Origin of the sequence: Escherichia sp. 93.1518 (genome assembly GCF_013368915.2) — a bacterium.
Lineage (GTDB): Bacteria > Pseudomonadota > Gammaproteobacteria > Enterobacterales > Enterobacteriaceae > Escherichia > Escherichia ruysiae.
Genome location: NZ_JABWMT020000044.1, coordinates 1 through 22,252, shown reverse-complemented (window position 1 = coordinate 22,252; position 22,252 = coordinate 1). Strand labels below are relative to the sequence as shown.

The window sequence follows — 22,252 nt, the reverse complement described above, 5'->3', positions numbered from 1 at the left end:
ATGGTGTTGGGGTATACTTTAGAGATTTAATTGCAAAAAACATCAATGAGATTTTTAATGGGATTGCTTGCGAAATAATAGTTGTACATCAAGCTAATATTCCTGTTAAAGAATTATTCAATTTCCCGGAAAATAATAATATTACCTATCTTCCTATTGAAGGAATCAATAGAAAATTTTCTCGTGTTATTTATGAACAATTATTAATGCCGTTTAAATTTCGTGATTATGACGTAATTTACTCGCCAAATAATATTAATCCGATTTTGTTGGGTTCTAAATGCAAGTCAATAATCACTATTCATGATTTGCTTCCATTTAGAAAGGTTAATAGATTCGGTCTTTTGCAAAGATTGTATTTGAAAATTTTTACATATCTATCTGCTTACAAAGCAGAAAAAATAGTTACAGTATCCAATAATTCAAAAAACGATATTATCAATACCCTTAATGTTAATAATGATAAGGTTGTTGTAACTTACAATATATTAGGTGATTTTAAACAACCCTTTATGCAACATCCTGATTGTGGCCCTTTTTTTTTCTCTGTAGGGGCGTTGCATGAAGATAAACAATATGATTTGATGATAACGGCTTTCCTCAAGTTCAAAAAAATAGTAAATGATGATTGTAAGTTATTAATAGCTGGGGGCGATCATGGAGCTAAGAAAAACTTACAGGATTTGATTGATGAATTAAAATTGAATGACCATGTTCAGCTGTTAGGCTATATTTCTGATGAAAAAAAGTGGGAATATTATGAAAATTGTTGCGCGCTCATCTTACTAGGGAAATATGAAGGATTTGGTATTCCTGTATTAGAGGCAATGAGTGTCAATAAGCCATCAATTGTAGCAAATACTGGGGCTTTACCTGAGATAACGGGTAAAGCAGGATTTGTCATAAATGCTGATATTGATTCAATTTGTGATGCAATGTTAAAAAGCTATTCGCATAAATTGGATCAAAAGGTGTTTAAAGACGAATTATCACGATTTTCTGCTAATAAACAAATAATTACTTTACAGAATATGTTTAAGGAAATATGTAAAGATGTCAGATGACTGTTCAAAGTTTTCCGTTTTGATGGCCGTATATATCAAGGATTCTCCCCAGTTTCTCTCTGAAGCTTTACGATCAATTTATAAAAATACTCTTGTCCCGGATGAAATTATCATTATACGTGATGGTAAGGTCACATCTGAACTCAACTCAGTTATTGATAGTTGGAAAAGTGATTTAAATATAAAAGATTTTACATTGCAAAAAAATATGGGACTTGGGGCAGCACTAAATTTTGGCTTGAAGCAGTGTATGCATGAGTTAGTAATACGCGCTGATGCTGATGATATAAATAGACCAAATCGATTCGCTTGTATAGTTGATTTTATGTCTAAAAATAAAGACGTTCATATTCTTAGTTCTTGGGTAGAAGAGTTCGAATTTTATCCAGGGGATAAGGGAATAATAAAAAAAGTACCAACCCGAGATTCTATTCTTAAGTATTCAAAAAATAGGTCTCCCTTTAACCACCCAGCAGTAGCATTTAAAAAATGTTCAATAATTCGTGTCGGTGGTTATGGAAATGAATACCTATATGAAGATTATGCGCTTTGGTTGAAATCGTTAGCGAATGGTTGTAATGGAGATAATATTCAGCAAGTCTTAGTTGATATGAGATTTTCAAAGGAGACTGCCAAAAGACGTGGGGGAATAAAATATGCTGTTTCAGAAATTAAAGCTCAGTATCATTTTTATCTCGCAAATTATATTTCATATAGGGATTTTATAATAAATATTATTACAAGGGTATTTGTTAGGCTTCTTCCCACTAGTTTTCGTGGTTATTTATATAAAAAAGTTATCAGGAGATTTTTATGAACTCACCTCTTGTCCCAATTATATTAAGTGGTGGTAATGGTACTAGGCTTTGGCCACTATCCAGGGAAGAATATCCTAAGCAGTTTTTAAAACTAACAGACTCAATGTCAATGCTGCAATCAACGATATCTCGGTTAGCCACATTAAACACTTCCTCTCCAGTTGTAATATGTAATGAATTACATAGATTTATTGTTGCAGAACAGCTTAGGCAATTAAATAAATTAGATAATAATATTATTTTAGAACCATTAGGGCGTAATACAGCACCAGCTATTTGTATTGCTGCTTTGATTTTAAAAATGAAATGCCCAAATGAAAATCCACTTATGCTGGTTCTCCCTGCAGATCACTCAGTAAAAAATGTAGAAATCTTTTGTGATACTATAAAAAATGCTATTTCATTTGCTGAAGCTGGTAATTTGGTTTCTTTTGGTATCAAACCTACTCGTCCTGAAATAGGGTATGGATATATACAAAAGGGCAAAGTGTTATCTGACAGTAATACATTTGAGGTCAGTGAAGTTAGATCTTTCGTAGAAAAACCTAATCTAAAAAAAGCAGAAGAATTTATAGAAAAAGATGAGTATTATTGGAATAGTGGTATGTATTTGTTCAGTGTTGAACGTTACTTACAAGAATTAGCATTATACCGACCAGACATAGTTAAAGTATGCCAGGAAACTGTTAATAATATTCATTATGATATGGATTTTATTAGATTGGACGAGAAGATATTTCGGAACTGTCCAGAGGATTCTATTGATTATGCTGTAATGGAGAAAACAAAGGATGCTGTTGTTGCTACGATGGATATCGGTTGGAATGATGTTGGGGCATGGTCATCACTTTGGGAATTAGGAGAAAAAGATCCCGCAGGTAATGTTATTATGGGTGATATTATTTGCCATGAGACAGAAAATAGTTATATTTACACTGAGTCGGGATTAGTGGCAACTATTGATATTCAAGATCTTGTTATAATCCAGACTAAAGATTCATTATTGGTTTCCAAACGTGACTCAGTACAAAATGTAAAAAACATTGTTCAATATCTTAATTTGTCAGGACGCAAAGAACATAAAGAACATAGGGAAATTTTTAAATCATGGGGACGATGTGATTCAATAGATAGTAGTGAAAAGTACGGCTATCAGGTAAAACGAATAACAGTGAATCCTCGTGAAAGATTATCGTTGCAATTACACCATCATCGTGCAGAACATTGGGTCATTGTAATGGGAATTGCTAAAGTGACAGTTGCAGAACAAATGAAAATTCTAAAAGAGAATGAGTCGGTATATATTCCCGCAGGCACGAAACATAGTTTAGAAAACATTGGTGAAACACCACTTATATTAATTGAAGTTTGGACAGGTTCTTGCCTTAATGATGATGATATCATTCGATTTTAATGATGGATATGGTAGCGTTTAAAATTAGAGAGTATAAATAATGTTAACCTGTTTTAAAGCCTATGATATTCGCGGAAAATTAGGTGAAGAACTGAATGAAGATATCGCATGGCGCATTGGGCGAGCCTATGGCGAATTTCTTAAACCGAAAACCATTGTATTAGGCGGTGATGTCCGCCTCACCAGCGAAACCTTAAAACTGGCGCTGGCAAAAGGTTTACAGGATGCGGGCGTCGATGTGCTGGATATCGGCATGTCCGGCACCGAAGAGATCTATTTTGCCACGTTCCATCTCGGTGTTGATGGCGGCATTGAAGTCACTGCCAGCCATAATCCGATGGATTACAACGGCATGAAGCTGGTACGTGAAGGGGCTCGTCCGATCAGCGGCGATACCGGACTGCGCGACGTCCAGCGTCTGGCGGAAGCCAATGACTTCCCCCCCGTCGATGAAACCAAACGTGGTAGCTATCAGAAAATTACCCTGCGTGACGTTTACGTTGATCACCTGTTCGGTTATATCAATGTCAAAAACCTTACGCCGCTCAAGCTGGTGATCAACTCCGGGAACGGTGCGGCAGGGCCGGTGGTGGATGCCATTGAAGCCCGCTTTAAAGCCCTCGGCGCACCAGTGGAATTAATCAAAGTACACAACACGCCGGACGGCAATTTCCCCAACGGTATTCCTAACCCGCTACTGCCGGAATGCCGCGACGACACCCGCAATGCGGTCATTAAACACGGCGCGGATATGGGCATTGCCTTTGATGGCGATTTTGACCGCTGTTTCCTGTTTGACGAAAAAGGGCAGTTTATCGAGGGCTACTACATCGTCGGCCTGCTGGCAGAAGCGTTCCTCGAAAAAAATCCCGGGGCGAAGATCATCCACGATCCGCGTCTTTCCTGGAACACCATCGATGTGGTGACTGCCGCAGGCGGTACGCCGGTGATGTCGAAAACCGGACACGCCTTTATTAAAGAACGTATGCGCAAGGAAGACGCCATCTACGGTGGCGAAATGAGCGCGCATCATTACTTCCGTGATTTCGCCTACTGTGACAGCGGCATGATCCCGTGGCTGCTGGTAGCCGAACTGGTATGCCTGAAAGGAAAAACGCTGGGCGAACTGGTGCGCGACCGGATGGTGGCGTTCCCGGCAAGCGGTGAGATCAACAGCAAACTTGCGCAGCCCGTTGAGGCTATTAACCGCGTCGAACAGCACTTTAGCCGCGAGGCGCTGGCGGTGGATCGCACTGACGGCATCAGCATGACCTTTGCCGACTGGCGCTTCAACCTGCGCTCCTCCAACACCGAACCGGTGGTCCGTTTGAATGTGGAATCTCGCGGTGATGTGCCGCTGATGGAAGAAAAAACTCAACTAATTCTTGATTTACTTAGAAATCAAGTTGACTGAAGAATGAGCATTACACAGAGCCATATATACAATGTTAATGCCATGAATGTGATAAAGCCCATGTAACTCTATTCATTATGACTCTGTCTGAGTTAACATCAGCATCACATTCAAGCCGCGCAATCCCGCGGTGACCACCCCTGACAGGAGTAAACAATGTCAAAGCAACAGATTGGCGTCGTCGGTATGGCAGTGATGGGGCGCAACCTTGCGCTCAACATCGAAAGCCGTGGTTATACCGTCTCTATTTTCAACCGTTCCCGTGAAAAGACGGAAGAAGTTATTGCTGAAAATCCAGGCAAAAAACTGGTTCCTTACTATACGGTGAAAGAGTTTGTTGAATCTCTTGAAACGCCTCGTCGCATCCTGTTAATGGTGAAAGCAGGTGCAGGCACGGATGCTGCTATTGATTCCCTGAAACCATACCTCGATAAAGGCGACATCATCATTGATGGTGGTAATACTTTCTTCCAGGACACCATTCGTCGCAACCGTGAGCTTTCCGCAGAAGGTTTTAATTTCATCGGTACTGGTGTTTCCGGTGGTGAAGAGGGCGCGCTGAAAGGGCCTTCCATCATGCCTGGTGGTCAGAAAGAAGCCTATGAACTGGTTGCGCCAATCCTCACCAAAATTGCTGCCGTAGCTGAAGATGGTGAACCGTGTGTTACCTATATTGGTGCCGACGGTGCAGGTCACTACGTAAAAATGGTTCACAACGGTATTGAATACGGCGATATGCAGCTGATCGCGGAAGCCTATTCTCTGCTGAAAGGTGGGCTGAACCTTTCCAACGAAGAACTGGCACAGACTTTCACCGAGTGGAATAACGGTGAGCTGAGCAGCTATCTGATCGACATCACTAAAGATATCTTCACCAAAAAAGATGAAGACGGTAACTACCTGGTCGATGTGATTCTGGATGAGGCAGCTAACAAAGGTACTGGTAAGTGGACCAGCCAGAGTGCGCTGGATCTCGGTGAGCCTCTGTCACTGATCACTGAATCAGTGTTTGCACGTTACATCTCTTCTCTCAAAGAGCAGCGTGTTGCGGCGTCTAAAGTACTGTCCGGTCCGCAAGCACAACCTGCAGGCGACAAAGCTGAATTCATTGAGAAAGTTCGTCGTGCGCTTTATCTGGGTAAGATTGTTTCTTACGCTCAGGGCTTCTCACAGCTACGTGCCGCGTCTGAAGAGTACAACTGGGATCTGAACTATGGTGAAATCGCGAAGATCTTCCGTGCTGGCTGTATCATCCGCGCTCAGTTCCTGCAGAAAATCACTGATGCTTACGCTGAAAATCCGAAGATCGCTAACTTGTTGTTAGCGCCGTACTTCAAGAAAATCGCCGACGATTACCAGCAAGCTCTGCGTGATGTTGTAGCTTATGCGGTGCAAAACGGTATTCCGGTTCCAACCTTTGCCGCTGCGGTTGCTTATTATGATAGCTATCGTGCTGCGGTACTGCCTGCGAATCTGATCCAGGCACAGCGTGACTATTTCGGTGCGCATACTTATAAACGCATTGATAAAGAAGGTGTATTCCACACCGAATGGTTGGATTAATCTGATTTAATCAGTAATAAACTAAGGCCCGGCATTTATCGCTGGGCTTTTTTTTGCCATAAATCTTATAGACTAAATTTCATTGCTTAATATTAACTTAATAAATATTAGCTATTGTTATAAAGAAAATCTGAATTGTTTTTCGTTGCGTTGACCACTCATCACCGTAGCGTTAAAACTTTTAACTCTTATCAGGATGCTAAAAACATCATGATTCATAGTTAAGTTAATTCTGAGAGCATGAAATGAAAATCACCATTTCCGGTACCGGCTATGTAGGCCTTTCAAATGGGCTTTTAATCGCACAAAATCATGAAGTTGTCGCATTAGATATTTTACCGTCACGAGTCGCAATGCTGAATGATAGGATATCTCCTATTGTTGACAAAGAGATTCAGCAGTATTTGCAATCAGATAAAATATGCTTTAATGCCACTTTAGATAAAAATGAAGCTTACCGGAATACAGATTATGTGATTATCGCAACTCCGACTGACTATGATCCTAAAACTAATTATTTCAATACATCCAGCGTAGAATCAGTAATTAAAGATGTAACAGAGATAAATCCCCAGGCGGTAATGGTTATCAAATCCACGGTTCCGGTAGGTTTTACCGCCGCTATGCATAAGAAATACCACACCGAAAATATTATTTTCTCCCCCGAATTCCTTCGCGAAGGTAAAGCCCTTTACGATAATCTTCATCCTTCTCGTATCGTGATCGGCGAACGTTCTGAACGTGCAGAGTGTTTTGCCGCGTTATTACAGGAAGGGGCAATCAAACAAAATATTCCAACCCTGTTTACTGATTCAACAGAAGCTGAAGCAATTAAACTTTTTGCTAATACCTATCTCGCGATGCGTGTGGCGTACTTTAACGAACTGGATAGCTATGCAGAAAGTTTAGGATTGAACACCCGTCAAATTATTGAAGGCGTTTGTCTTGATCCACGCATCGGCAACCACTACAACAATCCATCATTTGGTTACGGTGGCTACTGTCTACCGAAAGATACTAAGCAGCTGTTGGCAAACTATCAGTCTGTTCCCAATAATATTATCTCTGCCATCGTTGAGGCTAATCGTACCCGGAAAGACTTCATCGCCGATGCTATCTTGTCGCGCAAACCTAAAGTAGTTGGAATATATCGTCTGATAATGAAGAGTGGTTCGGATAACTTCCGCGCTTCGTCCATTCAGGGGATTATGAAACGGATCAAAGCTAAGGGTGTTGAAGTTATCATTTATGAACCAGTGATGAAGGAAGAATCGTTCTTCAACTCGCGACTGGAACGTGACCTCACAACGTTTAAGCAACAGGCTGATGTCATCATTTCTAATCGTATGTCTGAAGAGCTTAAGGATGTAGCAAATAAGGTCTATACTCGTGATCTTTTCGGTAGTGACTAACCTATTGTTACCATGATGGTTTTCTGTACGCACGCCATTTAATGCTCGTGGAGTAATTCAGTATTTTTATTGTTACTCCTATGGCATTCATACAGATTATCGCTAAACTATGGCGACCTGAAATTTTCCGTCTGTTAGGGTAATGATGAGAGTTGAAAATAATAATATTCCTGGGCATAACCATGACCCGGAACAGATTGATTTAATTGATTTACTGATGCAGTTGTGGCGTGGGAAGGTGACAATCTTCATCACTGTTATTGTGGCAATCGCTCTGGCTATCGGATATCTGGCGGTCGCGAAAGAGAAATGGACGTCGACAGCCATTGTTACTCAGCCAGATGTGGGGCAAATTGCTGGCTATAACAATGCCATGAATGTTATCTATGGTCCGGCAGCACCGAAAGTGTCGGATTTACAGGAGGCGTTAATTGGTCGCTTCAGTTCTGCCTTCTCTGCATTAGCCGAAACGCTGGATAATCAGGAAGAACCAGAAAAACTGACCATTGAACCTTCTGTTAAAAATCAGCCGTTGCCATTAGCTGTTTCTTATGTCGGGCAAACTGCGGCTGACGCACAGAAGAAGCTGGCTGAATATATTCAACAGGTTGATGACCAGGTGAATAAAGAGCTGGAAAAGGACCTGAAAGATAATATTGCTTTGGGTATGAAAACCCTGAAAGACTCTTTGAAAACGCAGGAAGTGGTGGCACAGGAGCAAAAAGATCTGCGTATCCGCCAGATTCAGGAAGCGTTGCAATATGCGAATCAGGCGCAGTTGGCAAAGCCACATATTCAACAGACCGAAGACGTAACGCAGGATACGTTGTTCCTTCTGGGGAGTGATGCACTGGAATCGATGATCAAGCATGAAGCGACCCGTCCGCTGGTTTTCTCTCCTGGCTACTACCAGACTCGTCAAAACCTTTTGGATATCGAAAGCCTGAAGGTTGATGATCTTGATATAAATGCCTACCGTTACGTTATGAAACCCACACTGCCAATTCGTCGCGATAGCCCGAAAAAGGCCATCACACTGATTCTGGCTGTGCTGCTGGGCGGTATGGTTGGCGCGGGGATTGTGCTGGGGCGTAATGCGCTGCGCAATTACAACGCGAAATAATCTTTTTAGCTTTAATGAAAACGGGCAGGGTGGTGACACCGTGCCCGTTTTTTGTTGCTGGATGCGACAAAAACATCACATCCAGTCAGCCCCAATTCACTGATGCCGCTTGCGTAAGTTCTCAATCACCGTCGTTAAATCCAGATCCTGATCCTGCAACAATACCAGCAGGTGATACATCAAATCAGATGCTTCGTTGGTCAGTTCAAAGCGGTCATGTACCGTCGCGGCCAGTGCGGTTTCCACGCCTTCTTCACCAACTTTTTGTGCGATACGCTTGGTGCCGCTGGCATACAGTTTGGCGGTGTAGGAGGTTTCCGGATCGGCAGATTTGCGCTCGGCGAGCAGTTGTTCCAGTTGATACAGGAACAGCCACTGGTGAGCGGTATCGCCGAAGCAACTACTTGTGCCTTTATGGCAGGTTGGGCCGATGGGATTCGCCAGCACCAGTAGTGTGTCGTTGTCGCAGTCCGGCGCAATGCTCACTACGTTGAGGAAATTGCCCGACGTTTCGCCTTTGGTCCACAGTCGCTGCTTAGTGCGCGAGAAGAAAGTGACTTTGCCGCTTTCGATGGTTTTGTCTAAGGCTTCCGGGTTCATGTAGCCCAGCATTAACACTTCGCCGGATACCGCGTGTTGCACAATCACTGGCATCATCCCGTCGGTTTTTTCCCAGTCCAGTTCGCGACGTTGTTGTTCTGTTAACATATCCTGATCTCCACGCCCTGTGTTGCCAGGTACGCTTTTAATTCACCAATATTGATTATTTGTTTGTGGAATACGGACGCTGCCAGCGCGCCGTCAACGTCGGCATCGCGGAAGGCTTCGAGGAAGTGTTCCATAGTGCCCGCGCCACCGGAGGCAATCAGCGGGACGTGGCAAACTTCACGCACTTTTTTCAGTTGTTCGAGGTCGTAACCGTTACGCACGCCGTCCTGATTCATCATATTAAGAACGATTTCTCCGGCACCGCGTTTTTGAACTTCCTGTACCCAGTCGAGCGTTTCCCATTGAGTGACGCGGGTGCGGTTTTCATCGCCGGTATATTGATTAACGTGATACTTGCCGGTTTCTGCGTCGTACCAGGTATCAATGCCTACCACAATACACTGCACGCCAAAACGATCTGCCAGACGGGTGATCAATGTCGGATCTGCCAGCGCAGGGGAGTTGATGGATATTTTATCCGCACCAAAAGAAAGAATTTTGGCAGCGTCATCCAGGGACTTAATCCCGCCAGCTACGCAGAAGGGAATATCGATCACTTCCGCCACGCGAGATACCCAGCTTTTATCTACCACACGTCCATCGCTGGAAGCGGTGATATCGTAGAACACCAGCTCGTCAGCGCCTTCTTCGGCGTAGCGTTTTGCCAGCGGCACGATATCGCCAATGATTTCATGGTTGCGAAACTGTACGCCTTTCACCACCTGACCATCACGAACGTCGAGACACGGAATTATGCGTTTTGCCAACATGCGATGGCCTCCTTCACGGTGAATTTACCTTCCAGTAATGCCCGACCAACTATTACGCCGCGCACGCCAGTATCACGCAGGGCAGCGACATCATCAATGTCGCCAATGCCGCCGGAGGACTGAAACGCCACCTGCGGATATCTGGCACACACTTCTTCATATAAAGAGACGTTTGAGCCTGCCAGCGTGCCGTCGCGCGAGATATCGGTACACAGCACATGTTTCAGGCCGACGGGCAGATAGGTTTCCACCAGTTGTTCCAGTGAAACGCCCGAGTTTTCTTGCCAGCCGCACACTGCCACCTGTTTGTTGCCTTGCTCGTCAATGCGTACATCCAGCGCCAGCACCAGCGCATCGGCACCGAAGCGTTCAAACCAGCCTTTCACCATGTCGGGTGATTTCACTGCGGTGGAGCCGACTACGACGCGCGCAACGCCTGCTTCCAGTAATGCTGCCACGTCTTCTTCGCTACGTACGCCGCCGCCAACCTGCACAGGAACGTTAACGCCTGCGACCAGCGTTTTAATCAGGGGGATTTGGCGTTTAGCCGGATCTTTTGCCCCGGTCAGATCCACCAGGTGCAGCACTTCGGCACCCTGCGCGGCGTAATCCTTTAAGCGCAGCAGCGGGTCGTTACCGTAATCACGCTGTTTGCCGTAATCGCCCTGATGGAGACGCACCACGGTGCCGTCGATTAAATCTAATGCTGGAATAATCATTACATCTCCAGGAAGTTTTTCAGCAACTTAGCGCCAGCGGCACCAGAACGCTCCGGGTGGAACTGCACGCCGTAGAAGTTATCTTTTTGTACCGCAGCGGTGAACGGTTCGCCGTAGTTACACTGGGCGATGGTCCACGGATTGACCGGCATTGCGTAGCTGTGAACAAAGTAAAAGTACGCGCCGTCTTCAATTCCCTGAAAAAGACGGTTGCCCGCCTGCGGGTAAACGCGATTCCAGCCCATATGCGGCAGCGGCAGACCAAAGTCGGTCATTTTCGGTACATCTTCGTCGATGATGCCCAGCAAATCGACGCCGTTGCTCTCTTCGCTGCGTCGTCCCAGTAGTTGCATTCCTAAGCAGATGCCCAGCACCGGTTGGGTACAGGCCTTGATGAGATCAAACAGTTCGCGCTCACGCACCTGATCCATCGCCGCTTGTGCAGTGCCGACGCCGGGTAAAAAAAGTTTATCGGCCAGCAACACTACGTCCGGGTCACGGCTGACTTTCGGTTCATAGCCGTGACGCGCAATGGCTGACCTCACTGAGTTCAGATTGGCGCAGCCGGTATCAAGGATCACCACGTTCATCACAGCACTCCTTTCGACGAGGGCAGGGTGTCGCCTTCCACGCGGATGGCCTGGCGCAGGGTACGACCAAAGGCTTTAAAGAGACTCTCTACACGGTGGTGATCGTTTTTACCTTTGGTTTTCAGGTGCAGCGTCACGCCCATGGTGTATGAGAGCGAACGGAAGAAGTGTTCGATCATTTCGGTACTGAGATCGCCCACGCGCTGGTAGGTAAACTCGGCTTTATATTCCAGATGCGGGCGACCTGAGATATCCAGCGCGCAGCGCGCAAGGCATTCATCCATCGGCAGGACAAAACCAAAGCGGCAAATACCGCGTTTGTCACCAAGGGCAATTTTTAACGCTTCGCCCAGCGCCAGACCGGTATCTTCGACGGTGTGGTGATCGTCGATATAGAGGTCGCCTTTAACGTTGATTTCCATACGGAAGCCGCCGTGGGTGGCAATCTGATCCAGCATGTGATCAAAGAAGCCAACGCCGGTGTTAATCTTGCTGCCACCTTCGCGATCCAGCCACACCTGAACGTCAATCTGCGTCTCTTTGGTGTTGCGTACCACGTGAGCGTAACGATCACGTCTGGTGAGTTGTTCGCCAATCATCGGCCAGTTCAGGGTTTCGCGATCGTAGCGTAAGCCATTAATACCCATGTTTTCTGCGAGTTGAATATCGGTCGCGCGATCGCCAATCACATAACTGTTGGCACGATCCATTGCTTGTTCAGCCAGGTAACGCTCCACCAGTTTTACTTTCGGCTTGCGGCAGTCGCATTCATCGGCGGGCAGGTGCGGGCAAATCAGCACTTCATCAAACTGTACGCCTTGCGAGGTGAAGATCTGCATCATCAGGTTGTGCGGACCATCAAAATCTGCCTGCGGGAAGCTTTGTGTCCCAAGACCATCCTGATTAGTGATCATCACCAGTTTATAGCCCGCTTTTTGCAGCTTCAGCAGCTCCGGGATCACGCCTGGTTCAAAGGCGAGTTTGTCAAAACGATCCACCTGAAAATCACTCGGCGGCTCGCTAATCAGGGTTCCATCGCGATCGATAAAAAGATACTTCTGACTCATCAAACTTGCTCCGCACGTAAGGCGTCAATGACGCGCTGGCTTTCTTCACGGGTTCCGACGGTAATTCGCAGGCAGCCGCTTAAAGAGGGTTGTTTATTCTGATCACGTAAGATAATGCCCTGATCCCACAAAGATTTAAACACCGCGCTGGAGGCTTTAAAGCGCGCCAGAATGTAGTTGGTTTCGGAGTCGAAAACCTGCTCCACGCAGGGAATTTCTTTCAGAGCGGCAATCAGATATTCGCGTTCTGCAATAATTTGCGCCACCCGTTCGCGCATGGCGACGATTCCCTGCGTGCTTAACGCCTGGGCGGCAATGTCGGCAACCGGCGTCGAGAGCGGGTAGGGGGCGATCACTTTCATTAACAGGTTGATGACTTCTTCATTTGCCAGCGTAAACCCGCAACGAAGACCCGCCAGAGCGAAGGCTTTCGAAAGGGTACGCAAAATAGCCAGATGTGGATATTCCGCCAGCCAGCCCGCCAGCGATGCCTGCGGACAAAATTCAATATAGGCTTCATCAGCAACCACAATTGCCTTACCGCGAGTTAACTCCAGCAACGTGCGAAAATCCTGCGGGTTGATCAGTTGCCCGGTTGGGTTGTTGGGGCTGCAAATGTAGACCACTTTTACGCCGTCCAGCTTGTCGGAAATCCCCTGCAAGTCCAGTTGCCAGTTTTCCAGCGTCGGCACCGTGCGGCACTCGACGCCAATGGTTTCGGCGCTGACGCTGTACATGCCGTACGTTGGCGGGCAGTAGAGGATGGCGTCTTTGCCCGGTTCGCAAAAAGCGCGAATCAGCAGTTCAATACCTTCGTCCGCGCCACGGCTCACCAGCACCTGTTCCGGTTTCACGCCTGCATACTGTGCATAATTTTCAATGACCGCTTTCGGCTGACATTCCGGGTAACGGTTGAGCGTTTGCTGAGTAAGCTGAAACTCCACGGCTGTGGGATATTCGTTGGCGTTCAGCCAGACATCGCCGTTACCGCCCAGACGACGCGCCGACTGATACGGCGTCAGGTTGCGGACGTTTTCACGCGCTAAATCGGTAATAGTCACGGTGCTCATGCTTGCTCCTTCAGGGCGTTAACACGCAAAGTAACGGCATTTTTGTGGGCGGTCAGGCGCTCGGCGGCGGCCAGTGTTTCAATGGTTGAAGCCAGCGCGGAAAACCCTTCTTTTGACAGTTCTTGCACGGTCATGCGCTTCTGGAAATCCGCCAGGCCGAGACTGGAACAGGTGGCGGTGTAACCGTAAGTCGGCAGCACGTGATTGGTGCCGGAGGCGTAGTCGCCCGCCGATTCCGGTGACCAGTCACCAAGAAATACCGAACCGGCACTGGTGATGCCATCGACCAGTTCACGGGCGTTGCGGGTCTGAATGATCAGGTGCTCCGGGCCGTACTGGTTGGAGATCTCTACGCACTGCGCTAAATCGTTGGTCACGATCAGGCGACTGGCGCTCAGTGCCTGGCGGGCGGTTTCGGCACGCGGCAGTTCTGCCAACTGGCGTTCGACGGCTTCGGCAACGCGACGCGCCATATCAACATCGGGCGTCAGTAAAATCACCTGCGAGTCCGGGCCGTGTTCTGCCTGGGAGAGCAAATCAGAGGCGACAAAATCCGGTGTTGCGCCGCTGTCAGCAATCACCAGCACTTCCGACGGGCCTGCGGGCATATCGATCGCCGCACCGTCCAGACGCTGGCTCACCTGGCGTTTTGCTTCTGTCACAAAGGAGTTACCTGGCCCGAAAATTTTGTCCACTTTTGGCACGGATTCTGTACCGAACGCCAGCGCGGCAATGGCCTGAGCGCCGCCGACGTTAAACACGTCCTGCACGCCACACAGCTGCGCCGCGTAGAGGATCTCATCGGCAATCGGCGGCGGTGAGCACAGCACCACTTTATTGCAACCTGCAATACGCGCCGGAGTCGCCAGCATTAATACGGTTGAGAAGAGCGGGGCGGAGCCGCCAGGAATATACAAACCAACCGAAGCCACCGGGCGCGTGACCTGCTGGCAACGCACGCCTGGTTGAGTTTCGACATCTACCGGAGGCAGTTTTTGCGCAGTGTGGAAGGTTTCAATATTCTTTACTGCCACCGCCATTGCCTGTTTCAGCTCGTCGCTCAGGCGTTCGCAGGCTGCGGCAATTTCCTCTGCAGAAACTTTCAGTGCGGTAACCGTGGTTTTATCAAACTTCGCGCTGTATTCCCGCAGGGCATCATCGCCGCGTGCTTTCACGTTATCTAAAATTTCACGGACGGTACGGGTGATGCTTTCAGAGGCGGAGATCGCCGGGCGCATTAACAGCTGGCGTTGTTGTTCCGCAGTACAGCTATTCCAGTCAATGATTGTGTTAAAGCTCATGGCTATTACTCCATCATCTTCTCAATTGGCAGAACCAGAATCGAGCTGGCGCCCAGTTCCTTCAGTTTTTCCATGGTTTCCCAGAACAGGGTTTCGCTGCTGACCATGTGCATCGCTACGCGCTGTTGGTCACCCGCCAGCGGTAAAATAGTTGGGCGTTCAGCACCTGGCAGCAGGGCGATGACATCATCCAGACGTTCGGTCGGTGCGTGCATCATGATGTATTTTGATTCGCGCGCCTGGATCACTCCCTGTATACGGGTCAGCAGTTTGTCGATCAGTTGCTGTTTGGATTCTTCCATTTCGCCATCGCGCTGGATCAGGCAGGCTTTCGAGCGGTAGATAACTTCGACTTCGCGCAGGCCGTTGGCTTCCAGCGTGGCACCGGTGGAAACCAGATCGCAAATCGCATCCGCCAGTCCGGCGCGCGGAGCCACTTCGACAGAACCGTTCAGTAAGCAGGATTTAAAAGAGATACCTTTCTGGTCGAGATAACGTTTGAGCAGGTGAGGATAAGAGGTGGCGATACGTTTACCGTTTAAGGAGAGCGGGCCGTCCCAGGCTTCATCAACCGGCGTTGCCAGCGAAAGGCGGCAGCCGCCGAAATCGAGACGACGCAGGGTAAAGTAGCGCGGATCTTCTCCCTGGGCGCGGCGGTTAAGCAGTTCTTCTTCCAGCACGTTTTCGCCAATAATCCCGAGGTCAACCACGCCGTCCATCACCAGACCGGGAATGTCGTCGTCACGCACCCGCAGAATATCAATCGGCATGTTTTCTGCCATTGCGATCAGGCGCTGGGTGTGAAGATTGATTTTAATGCCACAGCGCGCCAGCAATTCGCGCGAGTCATCACTTAAACGGCCGGATTTCTGCATAGCTATGCGTAAACGAGTGTTGTCTGTCATTTTCTTCTTCCTCTTTAAACCTGTCTGAATCGTTATCAACCGCGCAATAAAAAAGCCCCCGGAAGATGATCTTCCGGGGGCTTTCTCATGCGTTCATGCACCACTGGAAGATCTGAATGTCTTCCAGCACACATCGCCTGAAAGACTAGTCAGGATGATGGTGATGATGGTGGTGTTTAAATTGAACGCGTGTCATAAAATTCTCTGTGAATGTTTATTCAACTGATGCCTTTTAACCTAAACCACTTTCACCTTAGAAAGCAAGGGCTTTTTTATATATTTTGTGACGATAGATTTGTTTAATGAATGAGCGGGGAAAGGAGGGGGCTAAGAGGGCTGTCCTCTAACCCGGCGACACCAAAAATAGCGAAGCCTGGGATTTTTCTTTTCACTGACCAATGCCTTGATCTACAGACTAATTAATAAATAGTTAATTGCCACTCATCATTGTACAACGACCTGTACAAAAGAGGAGGTTGATATGCGTACAATTAGCTACAGCGAAGCGCGTCAGAATTTGTCGGCAACAATGATGAAAGCTGTTGAAGATCATGCCCCAATCCTTATTACTCGTCAGAATAGCGAGGCTTGTGTTCTGATGTCACTCGAAGAATATAACTCCCTGGAAGAGACAGCTTATCTACTGCGCTCCCCCGCTAACGCCCGGAGATTGATGGACTCAATCGATAGCCTGAAATCAGGCAAAGGAACGGAAAAGGACATTATTGAGTGAAACTCATCTGGTCTGAGGAATCATGGGATGATTATCTGTACTGGCAGGAAACAGATAAGCGAATTGTTAAAAAGATCAATGAACTTATCAAAGATACCCGCAGAACGCCATTTGAAGGTAAGGGGAAGCCAGAACCCCTGAAACCTAATTTGTCAGGCTTCGGGTCCCGACGCATTACAGAGGAGCATCGTCTGGTATACGCGGTTACTGACGATTCACTGCTCATTGCAGCCTGTCGTTATCATTATTGAAGAGATTCATTCATAGAATGAATTGTCAGTTTTGATACGCTGGCGTAGCCTTATAGATCTAAGGTGTATCAGGAGAAAACGGATGAAAAAGGTCGCAATTGTCGGGTTAGGGTGGTTAGGTATGCCGCTGGCGATGTCACTTTCAGCGCGAGGCTGGCAGGTCACCGGGAGTAAAACCACACAAGATGGCGTCGAAGCGGCCCGAATGAGCGGGATTGATAGCTATCTGCTTCGCATGGAGCCTGAGTTAGTTTGTGATTCTGACGATCTGGATGCCCTGATGGATGCCGATGCGCTGGTCATTACGCTTCCTGCACGTCGCAGTGGCCCCGGCGATGAGTTCTATTTACAAGCTGTGCAAGAGCTGGTGGATAGCGCGCTGGCTCATCGTATTCCCCGCATTATTTTTACCAGCTCAACGTCTGTCTATGGCGATGCACAAGGCACTGTGAAAGAAACTACCCCGCGTAATCCGGTGACCAATAGTGGACGAGTATTAGAAGAACTCGAAGACTGGCTGCACAATTTACCCGGTACTTCGGTCGATATTCTGCGTCTTGCGGGTCTGGTCGGACCAGGGCGCCATCCCGGACGCTTCTTTGCCGGAAAAACCGCGCCTGACGGTGAGCACGGTGTTAATTTAGTCCACCAGGAAGATGTTATTGGCGCTATCACCCTGTTGTTACAGGCACCTAAAGGCGGACACATCTATAATATATGTGCGCCAGCTCACCCTGCGCGCAATGTTTTCTATCCACAGATGGCTCGTTTACTGGGGCTGGAACCCCCGCAGTTCAGAAATAGTCTGGACAGCGGTAAGGGTAAAATTATTGATGGCAGTCGGATTTGCAATGAACTGGGATTTGAATACCAGTATCCCGATCCGCTGGTAATGCCGCTGGAGTAAACGATCACGCCAGCAGGACGCCGCATACACTGCAAGGGGGCGTGTATGAAACCACTGCTGGATGTGTTGATGATCCTTGATGCCTTAGAAAAGGAAGGCAGTTTTGCGGCGGCGTCGGCCAAACTCTATAAGACGCCGTCCGCTCTGAGTTATACCGTTCACAAGCTGGAAAGCGACCTTAATATTCAATTACTCGATCGTAGCGGACACCGCGCTAAATTCACCCGTACCGGAAAAATGCTATTAGAGAAAGGGCGAGAAATACTCCACACTGTTCATGAACTGGAAAAACAGGCGATCAAACTTCATGAAGGCTGGGAAAACGAGCTGGTGATTGGAGTAGACGACACTTTCCCTTTTTCTCTGCTTGCGCCGCTCATTGAAATCTTTTATCAACATCACAGCGTGACGCGCCTGAAGTTTATCAATGGCGTGCTCGGTGGTTCCTGGGAGGCGCTGACCCAGGGGAGGGCGGATATTATTGTCGGCGCGATGCATGAACCACCGTCTTCCAGTGAGTTTGGCTTTTCTCGTCTGGGTGATCTGGAGCAAGTTTTCGCTGTGGCACCGCATCATCCTTTAGCACTGGAAGAAGAACCGTTAAACCGACGAATTATTAAACGATACCGGGCAATAGTGGTAGGCGACACGGCACAGGCAGCCGCGTCCACAGCCTCGCAAATACTCGACGAACAAGAAGCCATAACCGTATTCGATTTTAAAACCAAGCTGGAGCTACAAATCAGCGGTCTTGGTTGTGGCTATTTACCCCGCTATCTGGCGCAACGTTTTCTCGATAGTGGCGCGTTAATTGAAAAGAAAGTGGTCGCCCAGACTCTTTTTGAACCGGTCTGGATTGGCTGGAACGAACAGACCGCAGGGCTTGCCAGCGCATGGTGGCGGGATGAGATTTTAGCAAATAGTGCGATTGCTGGAGTTTATGCAAAATCTGATGACGGAAAATCAGCCATTTAAATAAAAAATTTTATGACAAGCCTCTCATTCTCTTGTCATTTACCCCCCATTTAGGCACAATGCGCCGCTGTCAAAAAATGACTAAAAACCGACGTTTTATCCGCGTCGGTTATTTTTTGCTTCAAACCAATCATTCATACCAAGAGGCCGGGCTTCGTACCGGATAGATATTTACTAAAAATCGACAGTTGTTGTCGCTGAGGAATCCAAAAAAATGGGGCAATTTTTTGCTTACGCGACGGTTATCACCGTAAAGGAGAATGACCATGTCGCATAACGTTACTCCAAACACCTCTCGCGTGGAATTGCGTAAAACGCTTACGTTAGTTCCGGTTGTAATGATGGGTCTTGCCTATATGCAGCCGATGACGCTGTTTGATACTTTTGGTATCGTTTCAGGCCTCACGGATGGTCATGTGCCGACAGCCTATGCGTTCGCATTAATTGCGATCCTGTTTACGGCTCTGAGCTACGGGAAGCTGGTTCGCCGCTATCCTTCTGCTGGCTCTGCATACACTTACGCCCAGAAATCCATTAGCCCGACCGTTGGCTTTATGGTGGGTTGGTCTTCTCTGCTCGACTATTTGTTCGCGCCGATGATCAACATTCTGTTGGCGAAAATCTATTTTGAAGCCCTGGTGCCTTCCATCCCATCGTGGATGTTTGTGGTGGCGCTGGTGGCCTTTATGACCGCCTTTAACCTGCGTAGTCTGAAATCCGTAGCGAACTTCAACACGGTAATCGTAGTGTTGCAGGTTGTGCTGATCGCGGTGATTCTGGGCATGGTAGTTTACGGCGTATTTGAAGGTGAAGGCGCTGGTACGCTGGCGAGCACCCGTCCGTTCTGGTCTGGCGATGCGCATGTTATCCCAATGATTACCGGTGCGACGATCCTGTGCTTCTCCTTTACAGGTTTTGACGGCATCAGCAACCTGTCGGAAGAAACCAAAGATGCAGAGCGCGTGATCCCGCGTGCGATTTTCCTGACCGCGCTGATCGGCGGCATGATCTTCATCTTTGCAACTTACTTCCTGCAGCTGTACTTCCCGGATATCTCTCGCTTTAAAGATCCTGATGCGTCACAGCCTGAAATCATGCTGTACGTTGCGGGTAAAGCGTTCCAGGTTGGCGCGCTGATCTTCTCCACCATTACCGTACTGGCGTCCGGTATGGCGGCGCACGCAGGCGTAGCGCGTCTGATGTACGTAATGGGTCGTGACGGCGTGTTCCCGAAAAGCTTCTTCGGTTATGTACACCCGAAATGGCGTACCCCGGCGATGAACATTATCCTGGTTGGCGCGATTGCTCTGCTGGCAATCAACTTTGACCTGGTAATGGCAACGGCGCTGATTAACTTTGGTGCGCTGGTAGCATTTACCTTCGTTAACCTGTCGGTCATTTCGCAGTTCTGGATCCGTGAGAAGCGTAACAAAACGCTGAAAGATCACTTCCAGTATCTGTTCCTGCCGATGTGTGGTGCTCTGACTGTAGGTGCGCTGTGGGTTAACCTGGAAGAAAGCTCAATGGTTCTGGGGCTGATCTGGGCGGCAATCGGTCTGATTTACCTGGCTTGCGTGACGAAGAGCTTCCGCAATCCGGTTCCGCAGTACGAAGACGTTGCATAATCCTATCAAGCCGGATGGCATAACCATCCGGTAATTCACTAAAAACCGGAGTTTATCGCTCCGGTTTTTTCTTTTCAGACGATCTCTTCCGCGTACTGCCAAAGCGCCTTTAACAGCGACACTTTCTCTTTATCATCGGCATATTGTTGTGCCAGCATTTGCAATTCATCAGCATAATCTTGCAAAAACTCTGGCGTGAAGACCTGGCGACGGTGCTCCAGCCAGCGTTGCTGTTCGGCGTAGTCCAGCGTTCCTGGGAAGTTACGCGCACGATAATTGAACAACAGTTTCTCAATGCGTTTATCGACAAAGGTGATATCCAGTGCTGGTAAATTACGCGGCTCGGTTTCCAGTACAATTTTCATTGCTGCACGATCGGCGTCGCTGAAAAAGCCGTTATAAAGCTGGGCATCCACGTTATCTGAAGGCGTAAATGGTTCGGCTTCAGCAAAGATCGCCACCACTTTTTCACGCACTTGCGGATTTTCACGCAGAATTTTCAGGTTATCGAGACAATGCTGGCGATTAATGCCCAGCCGATCGGCATCTTCCGGGCGAAGCGTATTCGCCTGTGCTAATACCGGACATTTATTAATATGCACCAGCTTAACCGGAACGGCGGCGTTATCGCCCAGATCGGCTTTCGCGGTATACAGGCGCTCGCGCAGCGTGTCGCTATCCAGTTCCAGTAATGGCGAAATATCTCCTGCTAAATCCACCATAATCACGGCATTACGATTTTCAGGATGCCATGCCAGCGGCGCAACCCAACTGGTATTGCCGCGCCATGCACCAAACATACCGGAAACGTGTACCAGTGGTTTCATCTGTGGCACATCAATCAACGCCATCAATTTGTGCTTGTTGCGATGGCTGTAGAGATAATCAAACAGGCGTGGCTGACGCGTTTTTACCAGTTTTGCCATCGCAATAGTGGCGTACACATCAGCCATCGCATCGTGGGCGTTGCTATGTTCAATACCATTCGCTTTGGTTAAATGTTCAAGGCGAAAACTCGGTAGACCGTCATCATTTTCAGGCCAGTTAATCCCCTCTGGACGCAGGGCATAACAGGCACGCATGACGTCCAGCAGATCCCAGCGAGAGTTATCATGCTGCCAACTCCAGGCGTAGGGATCGTAGAAATTACGATAAAAAACGTTGCGTGTGACTTCGTCATCGAAACGTACATTGTTGTAGCCCAGAATACAGGTCTTCGGGACGGTAAAAAGCGAATGAATGCGAGCGGCAAACGCGGCTTCGTTTTCTCCTTTCGCCCGCGCTTCCTGCGGGGTAATACCAGTGATTAATACTGCTCCTGGCTGGGGTAAATAATCATCCGCAGGCTTGCAATAAAAAACCTCTGGTTCGCCGATGATATTGAATTCGCTATCGGTGCGAATGGCAGCGAACTGCGCAGGGCGATCTAACGCAGGGTGCGTGCCAAAGGTTTCATAATCGTGAAAGAGGAAGGTAGGTTGTTTATCTGTGTCTGTCATTGTCTAGCATTGTCCACTGTAGTTAATTAACTGTCTGTTATAACTCGAAAAACAACCATTTTTTCACCTGAGTATGTCTACGAACGTCAAATATAGTTGTTTACTGTGCGCTGTTGTCCATGTGATATTGTGTACCAGATGTGTACCAAACTATTATTTCTGAGCGTACCAAATATTATTTATGGCTATAAGCGACACAAAACTGCGTACTATTTATGGTAAACCATATTCGGGCCCACAAGAAGTGGCTGATGCCGATGGCCTCAGCGTGTACTGACCCCAAAAAGTTGGACAGTTAAACACGAGGCATATAGGTCTGATTCC

General features: G+C 47.7%; 23 protein-coding genes, 1 pseudogene and 1 other annotated feature. Of the genes and pseudogenes, 14 read left to right on the top strand and 10 right to left on the bottom strand.

Annotated features, from left to right (window positions below; translation table 11 throughout):
* From HEN21_RS20950 to wzzB, 7 genes are all read left to right on the top strand, one after another.
* The coding region (locus tag HEN21_RS20950) for a glycosyltransferase family 4 protein (protein WP_183082934.1) at positions 1 to 1,064 on the top strand (1,064 nt) is incomplete at its 5' end.
* Positions 1,054 to 1,881: a glycosyltransferase family 2 protein gene (locus HEN21_RS20945; protein WP_183082933.1), complete on the top strand. Its 828-nt coding sequence runs from the start codon at positions 1,054 to 1,056 to the stop codon at positions 1,879 to 1,881. The genes HEN21_RS20950 and HEN21_RS20945, both read left to right, overlap by 11 nt.
* A complete protein-coding gene (locus HEN21_RS20940) occupies positions 1,878 to 3,296 on the top strand; it encodes a mannose-1-phosphate guanylyltransferase/mannose-6-phosphate isomerase (protein WP_176252249.1) in 1,419 nt (472 codons plus the stop codon). Before HEN21_RS20945 ends, HEN21_RS20940 begins: the two co-directional genes overlap by 4 nt.
* Positions 3,297 to 3,336: 40 nt before the next feature.
* The gene (cpsG, locus tag HEN21_RS20935; protein WP_176252248.1) at positions 3,337 to 4,710 is read left to right on the top strand and encodes a colanic acid biosynthesis phosphomannomutase CpsG; all 1,374 of its coding nucleotides are present in this window, start codon (positions 3,337 to 3,339) and stop codon (positions 4,708 to 4,710) included.
* Between the two features lie 156 nt (positions 4,711 to 4,866).
* Positions 4,867 to 6,273, top strand: a complete 1,407-nt coding sequence (gndA, locus tag HEN21_RS20930; RefSeq protein WP_085460843.1) for an NADP-dependent phosphogluconate dehydrogenase — start codon at positions 4,867 to 4,869, stop codon at positions 6,271 to 6,273.
* Between the two features lie 245 nt (positions 6,274 to 6,518).
* Positions 6,519 to 7,685, top strand: a complete 1,167-nt coding sequence (ugd, locus tag HEN21_RS20925) for a UDP-glucose 6-dehydrogenase (protein ID WP_176252247.1) — start codon at positions 6,519 to 6,521, stop codon at positions 7,683 to 7,685.
* Positions 7,686 to 7,830: 145 nt separating this feature from the next.
* Entirely contained in the window at positions 7,831 to 8,808 is a 978-nt protein-coding gene (gene wzzB, locus HEN21_RS20920; RefSeq protein WP_105286973.1) for an LPS O-antigen chain length determinant protein WzzB, read from the top strand.
* A 96-nt stretch (positions 8,809 to 8,904) separates the two neighbouring features.
* On the opposite strand, the gene hisIE is transcribed toward wzzB, so the two are convergent.
* The 9 genes from hisIE to hisL all read right to left on the bottom strand — a co-directional run bounded on the left by hisIE (position 8,905) and on the right by hisL (position 16,134).
* Positions 8,905 to 9,516, bottom strand: coding sequence for a bifunctional phosphoribosyl-AMP cyclohydrolase/phosphoribosyl-ATP diphosphatase HisIE (gene hisIE, locus HEN21_RS20915; RefSeq protein WP_105285097.1), 612 nt, complete (start codon positions 9,514 to 9,516; stop codon positions 8,905 to 8,907).
* Positions 9,510 to 10,286 (bottom strand): imidazole glycerol phosphate synthase subunit HisF, encoded by a 777-nt coding sequence (gene hisF, locus HEN21_RS20910; protein WP_016158497.1) that lies wholly within the window; start codon positions 10,284 to 10,286, stop codon positions 9,510 to 9,512. Before hisF ends, hisIE begins: the two co-directional genes overlap by 7 nt.
* A complete protein-coding gene (gene hisA / locus HEN21_RS20905) occupies positions 10,268 to 11,005 on the bottom strand; it encodes a 1-(5-phosphoribosyl)-5-[(5-phosphoribosylamino)methylideneamino]imidazole-4-carboxamide isomerase (RefSeq protein ID WP_176252246.1) in 738 nt (245 codons plus the stop codon). The genes hisF and hisA overlap by 19 nt, the downstream gene beginning before the upstream one ends.
* Positions 11,005 to 11,595: an imidazole glycerol phosphate synthase subunit HisH gene (gene hisH, locus HEN21_RS20900; protein ID WP_001103587.1), complete on the bottom strand. Its 591-nt coding sequence runs from the start codon at positions 11,593 to 11,595 to the stop codon at positions 11,005 to 11,007. Before hisH ends, hisA begins: the two co-directional genes overlap by 1 nt.
* Positions 11,595 to 12,662 carry a bifunctional histidinol-phosphatase/imidazoleglycerol-phosphate dehydratase HisB gene (gene hisB, locus HEN21_RS20895; RefSeq protein WP_000080096.1) on the bottom strand — a complete coding sequence of 356 codons (1,068 nt, stop codon included), beginning with the start codon at positions 12,660 to 12,662 and terminating at the stop codon, positions 11,595 to 11,597. The genes hisH and hisB overlap by 1 nt, the downstream gene beginning before the upstream one ends.
* On the bottom strand, positions 12,662 to 13,732 hold the full coding sequence (gene hisC / locus HEN21_RS20890; RefSeq protein ID WP_021550987.1) for a histidinol-phosphate transaminase: 1,071 nt from the start codon (positions 13,730 to 13,732) through the stop codon (positions 12,662 to 12,664). Before hisC ends, hisB begins: the two co-directional genes overlap by 1 nt.
* Complete coding sequence (hisD, locus tag HEN21_RS20885; protein WP_000009602.1) at positions 13,729 to 15,033, bottom strand: histidinol dehydrogenase; 1,305 nt, start codon at positions 15,031 to 15,033, stop codon at positions 13,729 to 13,731. The genes hisC and hisD overlap by 4 nt, the downstream gene beginning before the upstream one ends.
* Before the next feature lie 5 nt (positions 15,034 to 15,038).
* Entirely contained in the window at positions 15,039 to 15,938 is a 900-nt protein-coding gene (gene hisG, locus HEN21_RS20880; protein WP_000131781.1) for an ATP phosphoribosyltransferase, read from the bottom strand.
* A 46-nt stretch (positions 15,939 to 15,984) separates the two neighbouring features.
* Positions 15,985 to 16,108: a sequence feature (His leader region), on the bottom strand.
* A complete protein-coding gene (gene hisL / locus HEN21_RS20875) occupies positions 16,084 to 16,134 on the bottom strand; it encodes a his operon leader peptide (protein WP_001364200.1) in 51 nt (16 codons plus the stop codon). (Overlaps the previous feature by 25 nt.)
* A 285-nt stretch (positions 16,135 to 16,419) precedes the next feature.
* Between hisL and yefM the strand changes: the two genes are divergently transcribed.
* The 6 genes from yefM to plaP all read left to right on the top strand — a co-directional run bounded on the left by yefM (position 16,420) and on the right by plaP (position 20,429).
* Positions 16,420 to 16,671 carry a YoeB-YefM toxin-antitoxin system antitoxin YefM gene (yefM, locus tag HEN21_RS20870; protein ID WP_176252245.1) on the top strand — a complete coding sequence of 84 codons (252 nt, stop codon included), beginning with the start codon at positions 16,420 to 16,422 and terminating at the stop codon, positions 16,669 to 16,671.
* On the top strand, positions 16,668 to 16,922 hold the full coding sequence (gene yoeB / locus HEN21_RS20865; RefSeq protein WP_176252244.1) for a type II toxin-antitoxin system mRNA interferase toxin YoeB: 255 nt from the start codon (positions 16,668 to 16,670) through the stop codon (positions 16,920 to 16,922). The genes yefM and yoeB overlap by 4 nt, the downstream gene beginning before the upstream one ends.
* Positions 16,923 to 17,004: 82 nt before the next feature.
* Entirely contained in the window at positions 17,005 to 17,829 is an 825-nt protein-coding gene (locus HEN21_RS20860; RefSeq protein ID WP_000754742.1) for an SDR family oxidoreductase, read from the top strand.
* 45 nt (positions 17,830 to 17,874) lie between these two features.
* Positions 17,875 to 18,804: a LysR substrate-binding domain-containing protein gene (locus HEN21_RS20855; protein ID WP_105285094.1), complete on the top strand. Its 930-nt coding sequence runs from the start codon at positions 17,875 to 17,877 to the stop codon at positions 18,802 to 18,804.
* 214 nt (positions 18,805 to 19,018) lie between these two features.
* Positions 19,019 to 19,081 (top strand): membrane protein YoeI, encoded by a 63-nt coding sequence (yoeI, locus tag HEN21_RS20850; RefSeq protein WP_010723108.1) that lies wholly within the window; start codon positions 19,019 to 19,021, stop codon positions 19,079 to 19,081.
* On the top strand, positions 19,071 to 20,429 hold the full coding sequence (gene plaP, locus HEN21_RS20845) for a putrescine/proton symporter PlaP (RefSeq protein WP_000019197.1): 1,359 nt from the start codon (positions 19,071 to 19,073) through the stop codon (positions 20,427 to 20,429). Before yoeI ends, plaP begins: the two co-directional genes overlap by 11 nt.
* Positions 20,430 to 20,503: 74 nt before the next feature.
* On the opposite strand, the gene sbcB is transcribed toward plaP, so the two are convergent.
* Complete coding sequence (gene sbcB / locus HEN21_RS20840) at positions 20,504 to 21,928, bottom strand: exodeoxyribonuclease I (RefSeq protein WP_108188949.1); 1,425 nt, start codon at positions 21,926 to 21,928, stop codon at positions 20,504 to 20,506.
* 181 nt (positions 21,929 to 22,109) lie between these two features.
* Between sbcB and HEN21_RS23175 the strand changes: the two are divergent.
* Positions 22,110 to 22,199: pseudogene (locus tag HEN21_RS23175) on the top strand (hypothetical protein); the annotation flags it as partial.
* Positions 22,200 to 22,252 lie beyond the last annotated feature (53 nt).

What these genes read in the sequence shown, in the direction of transcription:
- HEN21_RS20945 (WP_183082933.1), top strand. Translation starts at nt 1,054, where the DNA reads ATGTCAGATGACTGTTCAAAGTTTTCCGTTTTGATGGCCGTATATATC.
- HEN21_RS20940 (WP_176252249.1), top strand. Translation starts at nt 1,878, where the DNA reads ATGAACTCACCTCTTGTCCCAATTATATTAAGTGGTGGTAATGGTACT.
- cpsG (WP_176252248.1), top strand. Translation starts at nt 3,337, where the DNA reads ATGTTAACCTGTTTTAAAGCCTATGATATTCGCGGAAAATTAGGTGAA.
- gndA (WP_085460843.1), top strand. Translation starts at nt 4,867, where the DNA reads ATGTCAAAGCAACAGATTGGCGTCGTCGGTATGGCAGTGATGGGGCGC.
- ugd (WP_176252247.1), top strand. Translation starts at nt 6,519, where the DNA reads ATGAAAATCACCATTTCCGGTACCGGCTATGTAGGCCTTTCAAATGGG.
- wzzB (WP_105286973.1), top strand. Translation starts at nt 7,831, where the DNA reads ATGAGAGTTGAAAATAATAATATTCCTGGGCATAACCATGACCCGGAA.
- hisIE (WP_105285097.1), bottom strand. Translation starts at nt 9,516, where the DNA reads ATGTTAACAGAACAACAACGTCGCGAACTGGACTGGGAAAAAACCGAC.
- hisF (WP_016158497.1), bottom strand. Translation starts at nt 10,286, where the DNA reads ATGTTGGCAAAACGCATAATTCCGTGTCTCGACGTTCGTGATGGTCAG.
- hisA (WP_176252246.1), bottom strand. Translation starts at nt 11,005, where the DNA reads ATGATTATTCCAGCATTAGATTTAATCGACGGCACCGTGGTGCGTCTC.
- hisH (WP_001103587.1), bottom strand. Translation starts at nt 11,595, where the DNA reads ATGAACGTGGTGATCCTTGATACCGGCTGCGCCAATCTGAACTCAGTG.
- hisB (WP_000080096.1), bottom strand. Translation starts at nt 12,662, where the DNA reads ATGAGTCAGAAGTATCTTTTTATCGATCGCGATGGAACCCTGATTAGC.
- hisC (WP_021550987.1), bottom strand. Translation starts at nt 13,732, where the DNA reads ATGAGCACCGTGACTATTACCGATTTAGCGCGTGAAAACGTCCGCAAC.
- hisD (WP_000009602.1), bottom strand. Translation starts at nt 15,033, where the DNA reads ATGAGCTTTAACACAATCATTGACTGGAATAGCTGTACTGCGGAACAA.
- hisG (WP_000131781.1), bottom strand. Translation starts at nt 15,938, where the DNA reads ATGACAGACAACACTCGTTTACGCATAGCTATGCAGAAATCCGGCCGT.
- yefM (WP_176252245.1), top strand. Translation starts at nt 16,420, where the DNA reads ATGCGTACAATTAGCTACAGCGAAGCGCGTCAGAATTTGTCGGCAACA.
- HEN21_RS20860 (WP_000754742.1), top strand. Translation starts at nt 17,005, where the DNA reads ATGAAAAAGGTCGCAATTGTCGGGTTAGGGTGGTTAGGTATGCCGCTG.
- HEN21_RS20855 (WP_105285094.1), top strand. Translation starts at nt 17,875, where the DNA reads ATGAAACCACTGCTGGATGTGTTGATGATCCTTGATGCCTTAGAAAAG.
- plaP (WP_000019197.1), top strand. Translation starts at nt 19,071, where the DNA reads ATGTCGCATAACGTTACTCCAAACACCTCTCGCGTGGAATTGCGTAAA.
- sbcB (WP_108188949.1), bottom strand. Translation starts at nt 21,928, where the DNA reads ATGACAGACACAGATAAACAACCTACCTTCCTCTTTCACGATTATGAA.